We start from the raw sequence: 13,673 nt of genomic DNA on the forward strand, positions 1-13,673 counted from the left end.
CACGCGATGCTTTTGGATCCGCTTACAGCACGAAGTCGCCGGCGGTGAAGGTGATCGACCCCGCGGCGCTGATGATCAGGTCCGCATGGCCGTCGCCATTGACGTCACCCTCGATCAGGGTGCCGGCCGCGGTGATCTCGAACCGCAGCTGCCCCGCCACGTTGCTGAAGGCGGACGAGCCGATGAAGCTGAACGCCTGGTCGCCGGCGGTGCCGGTGTTCGCGTCGACCCCCGACAGGTCGATCTTGTCGCCCTGGTCCTGGCCGAAGTCATGGATCAGGTCAACACCAGTAACGCTGTTGCTGTCGGCGGTCGAGGTGTAGACGAACTTGTCGGCGCCGGCATCACCGATCAGCTCATCGACGCCGCCGCCGCCCTTCAGGACATCGTCACCGGCATAGCCGCGGAGGATGTTCTTGCCGGCGTCACCGGTCAGCGTGTCGTTGAACTGCGAGCCGCCGACATTCTCGATATCGATCAGCAGATCGCCCTGAGCGTGGCCGCCGAAGCCCTGGCCGGTGACCAGGTTCACCGTCACGCCGGCATTGCTCTCGAAATAGTAGGCCGTGTCCCGCCCGGCGCCGCCGTTCAGGGTGTCGGCCCCGGCGCCGCCGCGCAGGTCGTCGCCGCCCGCGCCGGCGTTGATGACGTCGTTGCCGGCGCCGCCGCGGAGGTCGTTGTAGCCGGCATTGCCGGTCAGGGTGTCGGCGAAGGCCGAGCCGATCACCTTCTCGATGCTGGTCAGGGTGTCGCCCTGCGCGTCGCCGCCGATGCCGGCGCCGGTGGACAGGTCGACATTCACCGCCGCGGACGAGGTCTCGTAGCTGGCCGTGTCGATGCCGGCACCGCCGTTCAGCGCATCCGCCCCGGCGCCGCCGACGAGGATGTCGGCGCCGTCGCCACCGTTGAGGATGTCGTTCCCGGCCAGGCCGGACAGCGAGTTGGCCTGGAAGTCGCCGGTGATGACGTCGTTGAAGGACGAGCCGACGACGTTCTCGACATTGGCGATCGAGTCGCCCGAGGCCTCGCCGCCGGTGTTGATGTTGGTGGCCAGGTTGACCGTCACCGCAGCGGCGGAATTCGAGTAGTAGATGGTGTCGATGCCGGAGCCGCCATCGATGGTGTCGGCGCCGAGGCCGCCGACGATGGCATCGTTGCCTCCGGCACCGATCAGGATATCATTCCCACGATAGCCGTTCAGGACATTGGCGCCGTCATCGCCGGTCAGCTTGTCGTCGAATGTGCTGCCGGTGAGGTTCTCGACGCCGGTCAGGATGTCGCCGGAGGCATGGCCGCCGGTGTTGATGCCGGTGGTCAGGTTGATGGTGACGGCCGCGTTCGAGTTCGAATAGTTCGCAGTGTCGTTGCCGGTGCCGGCGTCGATCGTGTCCTTGCCGGCGCCGCCGGTGATGACGTCGTCGCCGGCGCCGCCGGTCAGCACGTTGTCCGCAGCGCTGCCGATCATCACATCGTTGAAGCGCGAGCCGACCACGTTCTCGATGTTCAGCAGCGTGTCGCCCTCGGCATCGCCGCGGGTGCCGACGCCGTTGATCAGGTCGATGGTCACGCCGGAGCCCGACTCGCCGTAGTTCACGGTGTCGATGCCCGTGCCGCCGTCCATCCGGTCGGCCCCGGCGCCGCCGATGAGCAGGTCGTTGCCGGCGCCGCCGTTGAGGGTGTCGTTGCCCGCCAGGCCGGCCAGGGTGTTGGCGGTGGCGTCGCCGGTGAGGGTGTCGCCGAAGGCCGAGCCGACCACGTTCTCGAAGCCGATGCTGACCAGGTCGCCGGTGGCGTCGCCGCCGGTGTTCAGGCTGATCAGCCCGAGCAGGCCGGGCGCGAGGCTCACGGTCACCGCCGCCGGCGAGGTCTCGTAGCTTAGCGTGTCGATGCCGTCGCCGCCGCTGATGACGTCGGCGCCGCCTTTGCCTTCGATGACGTCGTTGCCGTCACCGCCGCTGAGGACGTCGATGATGTTGCCGCCGACCAGCACGTCGTCGTCGGTGTCGTCGAGGTTGATGCCCAGCAGCCCCAGGAGTTCCAATGACAAAGCCATATTCGTTCTCCGCTATCGCGTGTTCAGTATCGGTCCCGGCGCTGCCGGCACACGGCGTCGCTCTCGACCTAAGATCACAAAATCGTCGTTTACAAACAACTTAAAGGATCATGACAAGCTAGGCGACTCCTCTTGATGCCAAAAATATCAATAAGATTATTTATTATGATATTTCGAAAGGGCGGCACAATATTTCTTATTATGGAAATTAAATTACACATCCTGCAGAGATGGTTTCAAGGACCTCCGAAACTGGATAGAAATTTCCAGACTGGGAGTTGTTTCGTTATCGCAGGTGAATGGAGAGCACCCCGCTGCTCTAAAATGGTCAGTAAGTTGAAACTAAATTTCGATCCTGCCGAATGAGGTTTCTTTTTATTGCGATTTTTGCATAAGCGCCATGCGCTAGACGCACATATGCATGTCGGTTGCCGGACCGCCAGGGATGCGGCTCGGACGGGACCGTCCCGTCCGAGCCGGCACTCGCTCTGGCGGCGTCAGCCCAGCCGGGTCTCGATCATGGTCCTCACCGAATTGGCCAGGAAACATTGCTCATGCGCCGCATGGTGCATCGCCTCCTCCACGGTGCGGTCCGGGGCCGGGCCGACATAGGCCACGCGCGGGTTCAGCACCACGCGGGTGACGGCGAGCCGGCCGTCACCGTTCTTCTCCATCACCCCCTCGGCGGTGTCGCCGTAGCGGTCGACGACGAAGCGGCGCCTGGCCGCGATCGACAGGAAGGTCAGCATGTGGCAGCTCGCCAGGGCGGCGACATAGGCCTCCTCCGGATCGACCGGCTCCGCGGCCGAGAAGGGCAGCGGCACGACGTGCGGCGAGGCCGAGGCCGGCACCTCGACCCCGCCATCGAAGCGCCAGAGATGCACCCGGCTGTAGCGGCCGTCGGTGAAGGCGACGTCCGGCGGGCGCTGCCACAGCACGGTGGCCTGATAGTGACTCATCGGGTGTCTCCTGGTTGCGGATCGGCCGCTGCCCGCAGATGGGCGGCCAGGGCGGCGACCGCGGCGGCGGCGTCGCCGTCGCGGCAGGCCGCCAGGATGCCGTCGTGCTGCATCGCCATCGCGGCGCGGAAGGCGGAGCCCGGGGGCTGCAGCGTGTAGGCCCGCCGGCCCTCGCGCCGCAGCGAATCGATCAGGCACAGCAGCCGGGCATTGCCGCAGGCGCCGTACAGGGCGGCGTGGAAGGCGATGTCCAGCTCCTCGATCGCCGCCGGATCCTCCTCCTCGGCCAAATCCTCGGCCAGCCGCGCGGCGCGGCGCAGGTCGCGCGGCGCCAGCCGCGGCAGGGACAGGCGCAGGGCCTCGCCCTCCACCAGGATGCGCAGGGCCGCCAGCTCCCGCCCCTCCTCCGCCGACAGGCCGGCGACGGCCAGGCTGCGGTCGGACCGGCGCACCACCAGTCCTTCGGCCAGCAGCCGGTCCAGCGCCTGACGCACCGGCTGGCGGCTGACCCGGAACCGGTCCGCCAGGCTTTCCTGGCGCAGCACCGAATCGGGCGGCAGCAGGCGGGCCTCGATCTCCTGGCGCAGCGTGTCGGCGATCGTGTTTGGATCCATGGATCCAAACTACTGCAGGACCGAAGCCGCATCAACCCCGCCGGCGCGATTCGACCGGCGCCGTATGACGGTTATGCTGCGGGGGTAGCCCTGCCGGGCTTGCCGGCCGCCGGCGGTGCTGGCAGGGGATGAGGCGACGCATCTGGCGCATGGATGGTATGGACGCCTTCTGGACAATGTACTGGCCCGACATCGTGCTGGCAGCCAGCCTGGTGCTGGGCATCGCCGGCGCCATCCATGCGATCATGACCAAGGACGATGTCCGCGCCGCCTCCGGCTGGGTCGGCGTGATCGTGCTGAACCCGATCCTGGGCGCGCTGATCTACTTGGTTCTGGGCGTCAACCGGGTGCGGCGCGCCGCCATCGCCCGCCGGCGTCGCCGGTCCGGCGCCGGGATGGACGACCGGGAGACCAGCCCGGCGGTGGATGTGGCGGCCGCCTCGGCGCCGCAATTCGCCTCGCTGCAGCGGCTCGGCGACAAGGTCTCGCCCTTCCCGGTGACCGACGGCAACCAGCTGCGGCTGCTGCGCGGCGGCGACGAGGCCTATCCGGCGATGCTGGAGGCGATCCGCGGCGCCCGGGCCTCGATCGCGCTGCAGAGCTACATCTTCGACAACGACCCGGTCGGGCAGGAGATCGCCGGGGCGCTGATCGACGCCGCGCGGCGCGGGGTCGAGGTGCGGGTGCTGATCGACGCCATCGGCGCGCGCTACTCGCGGCCGCAGATCGTCGGCCAGTTGCGCGAGGGCGGGGTCACCACGGCCCGCTTCAACGGCAATGTCATCGGCCTGCGGCTGCCCTATGCCAATCTGCGCTGCCACCGCAAGCTGCTGGTGGTGGACGGCGAGACCGCCTTCACCGGCGGCATGAACATCCGGGCCCAGTTCGCCAGCGCCCATGCCGACGGGCCGCCGGCCCGCGACACCCACGCCCGGATCTGCGGCCCGATGGTGCAGAGCCTGCTGGCCGCCTTCGTCCAGGACTGGCGCTTCACCACCGGACGCCGGCTGCACGGCAAGGCCTGGGAATCGGTGCCGCAGCCGCAGCCCGCGCCGACGGTGCCGGCCCGGGCGGTGCTGTCCGGGCCAGACCACACACTGGGCTCGAACCACAGCCTGGTGATGGGCGCGATCGCCGTGGCCCAGCGCTCGATCCTGATCTGCTCGCCCTATTTTCTGCCCGACCTGCCGCTGACCAGCGCCCTGGCCATCGCCGCCCAGCGCGGGGTCGAGGTCGACATCGTCATCCCCAGCCAGAACAACCTGGCGCTGGTCGACGCGGCGATGACGGCGCAGCTGGACCAGGTGCTGCGGCCCGGCTGCCGGGTGTGGCGGGCGACCGGCCCGTTCGACCATTCCAAGCTGATGGCGGTGGACGGCGCCTGGGCGCTGATCGGCTCCTCCAACCTCGATTCGCGCAGCCTGCGCCTCAATTTCGAGCTGGATGTGGAGATCTACGACCGCGGCATCGCCGGCGAGGTCGACGCCGCCATCCGCCAGCGCATCGCCTCGGCCTGGCCGGAGACGCTGGCGACGCTGCGCGCCCGCCCGTTCCTGACCCGGCTGCGCAACCGGACGGTGTGGCTGGCCTCGCCGTATCTGTGATCCTCCCTGCCGTCATGCCGAAAGCGGCGCTTCGCTCTGCCAACCGCGAATGGTTCGCAGCGTTCCGTCCGTGCTAGGACTGCACGCATGGTGAACGGATCCTTCAAGGCGGTGCGGCCGGCCGGGCGCATCACTCTCCTGCTCGGCCTCGGGCTGGTGGCGGCGACGGCGGCGATCCTGCTGGCCATGGGCCGGGTGCCGATCTGCACCTGCGGCACGGTCAAGCTGTGGGCGCCGGACGTGATGAGCGCCGACAACTCCCAGCACATCGCCGACTGGTACACGCCGTCGCACATCATCCACGGCTTCCTGTTCTTCGGGCTGACCCGGCTGTTCGCCCGGCGCCTGCCGCTCGGCGCCCGGGCGCTGATCGCGCTGGCGGTCGAATGCGCCTGGGAGATCGCCGAGAACAGCCCGATGGTGATCGACCGTTATCGCGAGGCGACCATCGCGCTGGGCTACACCGGCGACAGCGTCATCAACTCGGTCTCCGACATCGGCTTCATGACGCTGGGCTTCTTCTTCGCGGCGCGGGCGCCGGTCTGGCTGACCATCGCCCTGGCGATCTTCTTCGAGCTGCTGACCGGCTGGCTGATCCGCGACAACCTCACCCTGAACGTGCTGATGCTGCTGCACCCGGTCGATGCGATCCGGGTGTGGCAGTCCGGCGGCTGACTTCAAGACGACCGATGCTGAGACGCTTCTTCGCCTATTACCGGCCGCATCGCGGGCTGTTCCTGCTCGATTTCTGCTGCGCCATCGTCTCCGGCCTGCTCGAGCTCGGCTTCCCGATCGCGGTCAAGCTGTTCGTCGACAGCCTGATGCCGAGCGGCGACTGGCCGTTGATCCTGCTGGCCGCCGCCGGCCTGTTGGTGATCTACGTCTCCAACACCGGCCTGATGGCGGTGGTGACCTATTGGGGCCACATGCTCGGCATCAACATCGAGACCGAGATGCGGCGGAAGGCCTTCGACCATCTGCAGAAGCTGTCCTTCAGCTATTTCGACAACCAGAAGACCGGCCATCTGGTCGGCCGCCTGACCAAGGACCTGGAGGAGATCGGCGAGGTCGCGCATCACGGGCCGGAAGACCTGTTCATCGCGGTGATGACCTTCATCGGCGCCTTCGCGCTGATGCTGACGGTGCATATGGAGCTGGCGCTGATCACCGCGGCGATCGTGCCGCTGACCGCCTGGCTGACCAGCCGCTATGGCGGCCGCATGACCCGCAACTGGCAGGCCCTCTACAGCCGCGTCGGCAACTTCAACGTCCGGATCGAGGAGAATGTCGGCGGCATCCGCGTGGTGCAGGCCTTCGCCAATGAGGAGCATGAGCGCCGGCTGTTCGCCGACGACAACCAGAACTACCGGCGCACCAAGCTCGACGCCTACCGAATCATGGCGGCCAGCACCTCGCTCAGCTATCTCAGCATGCGGCTGATCCAGATGGTGGTGATGATCGCCGGCGCCTATTTCGTGCTGACCGGCCGGCTCAGCGAGGGCGGCTTCGTCGGCTTCCTGCTTCTGGTCAACGTGTTCTTCCGGCCGATCGACAAGATCAACTCGGTGATCGAGACCTATCCCAAGGGCATCGCCGGCTTCCGCCGCTACACCGAGCTCCTGGACACCGAGCCGGACATCGTCGACCGGCCGGGCGCGGTCGACGTGCCGGTGCTGAAGGGCGACATCCGCTACGAGGGCGTCAGCTTCGGCTATGGCGACGGCACGCCGGTGCTGCGCGGCATCGACCTGGCGATCCGGGCCGGCGAGACCGTGGCCTTCGTCGGCCCCTCCGGCGCCGGCAAGACCACGATCTGCTCGCTGCTGCCGCGCTTCTACGAGGTCCAGGGCGGCCGCATCACGATCGACGGCATCGACATCCGCGACATGACCATGACCTCGCTGCGCCGGCAGATCGGCGTGGTGCAGCAGGACGTGTTCCTGTTCGCCGGCACGATCCGCGAGAACATCGCCTATGGCCGGCTGGGCGCGACCGAGGCCGAGATCATGGAGGCGGCGCGGCGGGCCCGGCTCGACGGCGTCGTCGCCGGCCTGCCGGACGGGCTGGACACGGTTATCGGCGAGCGCGGGGTGAAGCTGTCGGGCGGGCAGAAGCAGCGCCTGGCGATCGCCCGCATGTTCCTGAAGAACCCGCCGATCCTGATCCTGGACGAGGCCACCTCGGCCCTGGACACGGAGACCGAGCAGGCGATCCAGCAGTCGCTGGCCGAGCTGTCGCAGGGCCGCACCACGCTGGTGATCGCCCATCGCCTGGCCACCATCCAGCATGCCGACCGGATCGTGGTGGTCGACACCAGCGGCATCGCCGAGCAGGGCCGGCACCGCGACCTGGTCGCCGCGGGGGGCTTGTACCGCCGGCTGCACGACGCGCAATACGGGGGGCGGTGACGGCCGGTCACCACGCTCATTCCACTCCGTCATTGCGAGGAGGCGAAGCCGGCGAAGCAATCCAGGGGCCGGCACACACCGGCCCCTGGATTGCTTCGCTGCGCTCGCAATGACGGTTTGGGTCTGCGGGGTTCAGCCCGCCCAGCCCCTCACCGTCAGCATCGCGTCGGCAAACGCCTCCGGCGCCTCCTGCGGCAGGTTGTGGCCGATCCCGGGGCCGATCACCCGGTGCTCGTGCCGGGCGGTGAAGCGGCCAGCATGAGGAGCGGTGCCGCCGGGCGCCATCACCCCGTCGGCGTCGCCGTCCAGCGTGATCGCCGGCACCGTGATCGGCGGCCGCGCCGCCAGAAGGCGCTCCACCTCCGCCACCGCCGGGTCGCCCTCGGCCAAGGCGTAGCGGTGGCGGTAGGACTGGATCACGACATCGACGAAATCAGGGTTGTCGAAGGACCCGGCGCTGCGGTCATAGGTGGCGTCGTCGAAGCGCCATTCGGGCGACCACAGCCGCCACAGCAGGCGGCACAGCTCGCGCCGGTTGCGCTCCAGCCCCCGCCGGCCGCGCTCGCCGTGGAAATAATACTGGTACCAGTAGCGAAACTCGGCTTCGGGCGAGGCCGGCTCGCCCGACTTGGCGATGTCCTGGATGTTGTAGCCGTTGACCGAGACCAGGCCGCGGACCCGGTCCGGCCACAGCGCCGCGACGATGCAGGCGGCGCGGCCGCCCCAATCGTAGCCGCCCAGCACCGCCGATCCGATCTTCAGCGCGTCCAGGAGATCCAGCAGGTCGTGGCCCAGCGCCGCCTGCTCGCCCGACCGCGGCGTGTCCGCCGACAGGAAGCGGGTCGGGCCGTAGCCGCGCAGATACGGCACGATCACCCGGGCGCCCTGCGCCGCCAGGCGCGGCGCCACCTCGTCATAGCTGCGGATGTCGTAGGGAAATCCGTGCAGCAGCACCGCCGGCCAGCCGGACGGGTCGCCGCTCTCCTCATAGGCGACGTCCAGCACCCCGGCCTCGATCCGCTTCAGCATGGCCGCGACTCCTTGGTTGGACTCCGCCGATTGGAGCACATCCGCCCGCCGGGGTGACCCCGGTAACACGCAGCGCCCCCGCTCCCCGGCATCCTGGCCGGGTGAGACAGCGAAAGGCGGCCGCCGGCCGCCCTGAGACGAAGGGGAAACGACACCATGGCCATCATCAACGGCACCAACGGCGCCGACCATCTCGAAGGCTCGGACGGCATCGACACCATCAACGCGCTCGGCGGCAACGACGTCGTCAACGGCAACAAGGGCGACGACATCGCCAATCTCGGCGACGGCAACGACGAGTTCGGCTGGGTCCCGGGCGACGGCAGTGACACCATCGACGGCGGCGCCGGCCTCGACACCCTCGACTTCGACGGCGCCAATGCCGACGAGAACATCCTGATCTTCGCCAATGCCGGCAAGGCGATCTTCTTCCGCGACATCGCCTCGGTCCAGATGACCCTGACCAATCTCGAGACCATCGAGTTCGAGGCGCTCGGCGGATCCGACCTGGTCACCGTCAACAGCCTGGCCGGCACCGCGGTCAAGCATGTCGAGATCGACCTGGCCGGCGTGCATGACGGCACCGCCGCCGACGGCGCGGAGGACACGGTGATCGTCAACGGGGCCGGTTTCACCAACGGCGCCCCCGTCAACGACGCGATCAAGCTGACCCAGACCGGCACCGGCGCGGATGCGACCGTGCATGTGGCCGGGCTGGCGGCGGAGACGACGATCAGCCATTTCGATCCGGGCGACCACCTGATCATCAACGGGCTCGGCGGCAACGACCGGCTCGACGCCAGCCTGCTGCCGCAGTCGATGGTCCTGGTCCTCGATGGCGGCGAGGGCAGCGACACCCTCATCGGCAGCGCCGGGGCGGACCTGCTGCTCGGCGGGGCCGGCAACGATCTCGTGATCGGGGCCAAGGGCGACGACACTGCCTTCCTCGGCTCCGGGGACGACACCTTCGCCTGGGCGCCGGGCGACGGCAGCGACACCATCGAAGGCGGCCCGGGCACCGACAGCCTGGCGTTCCTGGGCGCCGGCGTGAACGAGGCGATCGACATCTCGGCCAATCACGGGCGGACGACCTTCTTCCGCGACGTCGCCGCCGTGAACATGGACATGAATGATGTCGAGCGCATCCAGTTCACCGCGCTGGGCGGCGCCGACAAGGTCACGGTCCACGACCTGACCGGGACCGACACCACCCGCATCGGCATCGACCTGGCGGCGACGGCGGGCGGCACGACCGGAGACGGCGCGGTCGATTCGGTGACCGTCGAGGGCACCGCCGGCATCGACAAGATCTCGCTCTCCTCCTCCGCCGACGCGCTCGGCATCGGCGGCCTGCAGGCCTCGGTCGCGATCCAGCATTCGGAGGCGGGCGACCGGCTGCTGATCAGCGCCGGCGACGGCGACGACGTGATCAACGCCGCGGCGGTCGCGGCGGGCAAGATCAGCCTGACCCTGTCGGGCGGGGCCGGGAACGACAAGCTCGTCGGCAGCGCCGGCACCGACACCTTCCTGGGCGGCGCCGGGACCGACCGGTTCCAGTTCAACCTGGTGTCGGACAGCGTGGTCGGGCCCAAGGCCGACCGGATCGCCGATTTCCGCCACGCCCAGGGCGACCGCATCGACCTGTCGGTGATCGACGCCAACACCGGCGCGGCCGGCAACCAGGCCTTCACCTTCATCGGCAACGGCCTCTACACCCACCATGCCGGCGAGCTGCGCTTCGCCGTCAACGGCGCCGACACCACCATCGCCGGCGACGTCAACGGCGACGGCACCTCCGACTTCCACATCACGCTGACCGGGCACGTCGCCCTGACGGCGGCGGACTTCGTGCTGTAGCCCGCGAGGCCGGACGCCCGGGCCAGCCCGGGCGTCCGACGTCGGTCCACGGCATTCGCCTCGAATCCATGGTATGTTGCGGGCGTGCCGGCCCACGGTTTCCGCCGGCAACGCGATATTGGCTGGGATTGATCGGGAGGGCGGTTCTCCGGCCGCCCCCCTCTCGGATGGGGAATTTCCATGTCCGTCTTCACCGGCACCGACGCCGCAGAAACCATCACCCCCGGCTTCGTGTCGCCCAGCGTGACGGCCTCCGGCCAGCCGCGGCCCTCGGACGAGGCCGACGTGATCTCCGCCGCCGGCGGCAACGACATCGTCGCCGGCGGCCGCGGCAACGACACCGCCCTGCTGGGCACGGGGGACGACATCTTCCTGTGGGTGCCGGGCGACGGCAGCGACACGGTCGAGGGCCAGGCCGGCACCGACACGCTCGATTTCAGCGGCTCGAACGTCGCCGAGGCTATCAACATCTCGGCCAATGGCGGGCGGGTGCTGTTCACGCGCGACGTCGGCTCGGTCGTCCAGGACCTGAACAGCATCGAGCGGATCGAATTCCACGCCTTGGGCGGGGCCGACCGGGTCACCGTCAACGACCAGACCGGCACCGGCCTGGCCCGGGTGACGGTGGACCTGGAAGGCGTGCTGAACAGCGGGGCCGGCGACGGCCAGGCCGATGTGGTGACCGCCAACGGCGGCGCCGCCGCCGAGACCGTGACCCTGACCCTGTCCGGCACGGCGGTGGTGGCGACCGGCCTCGCGGCCCAGCTCGTGGTCGACCATGCCGAGACCTTCGACCAGCTCTCCATCAACGGGCTGGACGGCAACGACCGGATCGACGCCCGGCTGCTGGCGACGGCGCCGGTGCTGCTGACCTTCGACGGCGGGGCCGGCAACGACATGCTCTTCGGCGGGGTCGGGGCCGATGTGCTGCTGGGCGGCGACGGCGACGACATCGTGGTCGGCGGCCGCGGCAACGACGTCGCCTTCCTCGGCGCCGGCAACGACACCTTCGCCTGGATCCCGGGCGACGGCAGCGACACGGTCGAAGGCCAGGCCGGCACCGACGATCTGAGCTTTGTCGGGGCCGGCGCCAACGAGACCTTCAACATCTCGGCCAATGGCGGCCGGGTCCTGTTCGTCCGCGACATCGGCTCGGTCACTCTCGATCTGAACGATGTCGAGCGCATCCAGCTCAAGACGCTGGGCGGCACCGACACCATCGCGGTGCACGACCTGACCGGCACCGACATCACCCGGGTCGGGGTCGACCTGGCCGGGACCACCCCGACGGCCGGCGACGGCGCCGCCGACATGGTGACCGTGGACGGCACCGCCGGCGACGACGTGGTCACCCTGGTGGCGTCGACCGCCGTCGTCGCCGTCAGCGGGCTGCCGGCATCGGTCTCGATCCAGCATGCCGATGCGGCGCTGGACCGGCTGACGATCCAGGCGCAGGCCGGCAACGACGTGATCGACGCCTCGGCGCTGCCGGCCGGCCGGATCGGCCTGACCGTGCTCGGCGGCCTCGGCGCCGACGTGGTCTTCGGCAGCGCCGGCGCCGACATCGTGCGCGGCGGGGACGGCAACGACACCGCCCTGCTGGGGGCGGGGGACGACCTGTTCGGCTGGGCGCCGGGCGACGACAACGACATCGTCGAAGGCCAGGCCGGCACCGACATGCTCGACTTCGCCGGCTCGAACGTCACGGAGACCGTCACCGTCTCGGCCAATGGCGGGCGGGTGCTGTTCGTCCGCGACGTCGCCAGCGTCGTCATGGACCTGAACGATGTCGAGCGCATCGAATTCCACGCTTTGGGCGGGGCCGACCGCGTCACCGTCAACGACCTGACCGGCACCGACGTGACGCGGGTGACGGTGGATCTCGAAGGCTTTCTGGGGGGCGGGACCGGCGACGGCCAGGCCGATGTCGTGACCGCCAACGGCTCGGCCGCCGCCGAGACCGTGACCCTGACCCTGTCAGGCACCACGGTGGTGGCGACCGGCCTGGCGGCCCAGCTCGTCATCGAACATGGCGAGACCGCCGACCAGCTCACGATCAACGGCCTGGGCGGCAATGACCGGATCGATGCCCGGGCCCTGACGACGGCGCCGATGGCCCTGGCCCTCGACGGCGGCGCCGGCAACGACGCGCTCTTCGGCGGCGCCGGGGCCGACCTGCTGCTGGGCGGCGACGGCGACGACCTGGTGGTCGGCAGCCGCGGCAACGACGTCGCCTTCCTCGGCGCCGGCAACGACACCTTCGCCTGGATCCCGGGCGACGGCAGCGACACGGTCGAAGGCCAGGCCGGCATCGACGATCTGAGCGTCACCGGGAGCGCCGCCAACGAGACCTTCAACATCTCGGCCAATGGCGGGCGGGTCCTGTTCGTCCGCGACGTCGGCTCCGTCGTCCTGGACCTGGACGATGTCGAGCGCATCCAGCTCAAGGCGCTCGGCGGCGCCGACACGGTCGCGGTGCGCGACCTGACCGGAACCGACATCACCCGGGTCGGCATCGACCTGGCGGGAACCACCCCGACGGCCGGCGACGGCGCGGCCGATGCAGTGACCGTGGACGGCACCGCCGGCGCCGACACGGTCTCGCTCTCCTCCTCGGGCGCCGATATCGGCATCGGCGGCCTGGCGGCGACGGTGGTGGTGCAGCGCACCGAGGCGATCGACCGCCTGACGATCGGCACCGGCGACGGCAACGATTTGGTCAATGCCGCCGCCGTGGCGGCCGGGCGGATCGGCCTGACCCTGTCCGGCGGGGCGGGGGACGACCGGCTGATCGGCAGCGCCGGCATCGACACCTTCATCGGCGGCGCCGGGGCCGACCGTTTCGGCCTCGCCGCCGCCGCGCACAGCGTGGTCGGGGCCAAGGCCGACCGGATCGCCGACTTCAGCCGCGCCGAGGGCGACCGCATCGACCTGGCGGCGGTCGATGCCAACACCGCGGTCGCGGGCAACCAGGCCTTCACTCTCATCGGCACCGGCCTCTACACCGGCGTCGCCGGCCAGCTGCGCTACGCCTTCAACGGCGCCGACACCACCATCGCCGGCGACGTCAACGGCGACAAGGTCAGCGACTTCCACATCGTGCTCACCGGCACCATCGCCCTGGTGGCGGCCGATTTCATGCTGTAGGG

At 69.4% G+C, this 13,673-nt stretch carries 9 protein-coding genes; 5 read left to right on the plus strand and 4 right to left on the minus strand.

What is annotated here, in order from left to right; genetic code table 11:
- Positions 1-22 precede the first annotated feature (22 nt).
- The 3 genes from BWR60_RS38690 to BWR60_RS16135 all read right to left on the minus strand — a co-directional run bounded on the left by BWR60_RS38690 (position 23) and on the right by BWR60_RS16135 (position 3,626).
- Entirely contained in the window at positions 23-2,053 is a 2,031-nt protein-coding gene (locus BWR60_RS38690) for a beta strand repeat-containing protein (RefSeq protein ID WP_088152043.1), read from the minus strand.
- Positions 2,054-2,550: 497 nt separating this feature from the next.
- Positions 2,551-3,012 carry an OsmC family protein gene (locus BWR60_RS16130; protein ID WP_088152044.1) on the minus strand — a complete coding sequence of 154 codons (462 nt, stop codon included), beginning with the start codon at positions 3,010-3,012 and terminating at the stop codon, positions 2,551-2,553.
- Complete coding sequence (locus BWR60_RS16135; protein ID WP_088152045.1) at positions 3,009-3,626, minus strand: GntR family transcriptional regulator; 618 nt, start codon at positions 3,624-3,626, stop codon at positions 3,009-3,011. Before BWR60_RS16135 ends, BWR60_RS16130 begins: the two co-directional genes overlap by 4 nt.
- Positions 3,627-3,784: 158 nt before the next feature.
- Between BWR60_RS16135 and BWR60_RS16140 the strand changes: the two genes are divergently transcribed.
- From BWR60_RS16140 to BWR60_RS16150, 3 genes are all read left to right on the plus strand, one after another.
- Positions 3,785-5,230: a phospholipase D-like domain-containing protein gene (locus BWR60_RS16140; RefSeq protein WP_218823529.1), complete on the plus strand. Its 1,446-nt coding sequence runs from the start codon at positions 3,785-3,787 to the stop codon at positions 5,228-5,230.
- A gap of 87 nt (positions 5,231-5,317) precedes the next feature.
- Positions 5,318-5,905 carry a DUF2585 domain-containing protein gene (locus tag BWR60_RS16145; RefSeq protein ID WP_088152047.1) on the plus strand — a complete coding sequence of 196 codons (588 nt, stop codon included), beginning with the start codon at positions 5,318-5,320 and terminating at the stop codon, positions 5,903-5,905.
- A gap of 14 nt (positions 5,906-5,919) precedes the next feature.
- Complete coding sequence (locus BWR60_RS16150; protein ID WP_088152048.1) at positions 5,920-7,638, plus strand: ABC transporter ATP-binding protein; 1,719 nt, start codon at positions 5,920-5,922, stop codon at positions 7,636-7,638.
- A gap of 132 nt (positions 7,639-7,770) precedes the next feature.
- Here BWR60_RS16150 and BWR60_RS16155 read toward each other — a convergent pair whose 3' ends face one another.
- Positions 7,771-8,667 (minus strand): alpha/beta fold hydrolase, encoded by an 897-nt coding sequence (locus BWR60_RS16155; protein ID WP_088152049.1) that lies wholly within the window; start codon positions 8,665-8,667, stop codon positions 7,771-7,773.
- A gap of 156 nt (positions 8,668-8,823) precedes the next feature.
- Here BWR60_RS16155 and BWR60_RS16160 point away from each other — a divergent pair, with 156 nt between their 5' ends.
- Positions 8,824-10,524: a calcium-binding protein gene (locus BWR60_RS16160; protein ID WP_088152050.1), complete on the plus strand. Its 1,701-nt coding sequence runs from the start codon at positions 8,824-8,826 to the stop codon at positions 10,522-10,524.
- A 180-nt stretch (positions 10,525-10,704) separates the two neighbouring features.
- Positions 10,705-13,671 (plus strand): beta strand repeat-containing protein, encoded by a 2,967-nt coding sequence (locus BWR60_RS16165; protein ID WP_088152051.1) that lies wholly within the window; start codon positions 10,705-10,707, stop codon positions 13,669-13,671.
- The last annotated feature ends 2 nt before the right edge of the window (positions 13,672-13,673 follow it).

It is taken from the genome of Inquilinus limosus, assembly GCF_002195995.1.
In the GTDB taxonomy this organism is placed as follows: Bacteria; Pseudomonadota; Alphaproteobacteria; order DSM-16000; family Inquilinaceae; genus Inquilinus; species Inquilinus limosus_C.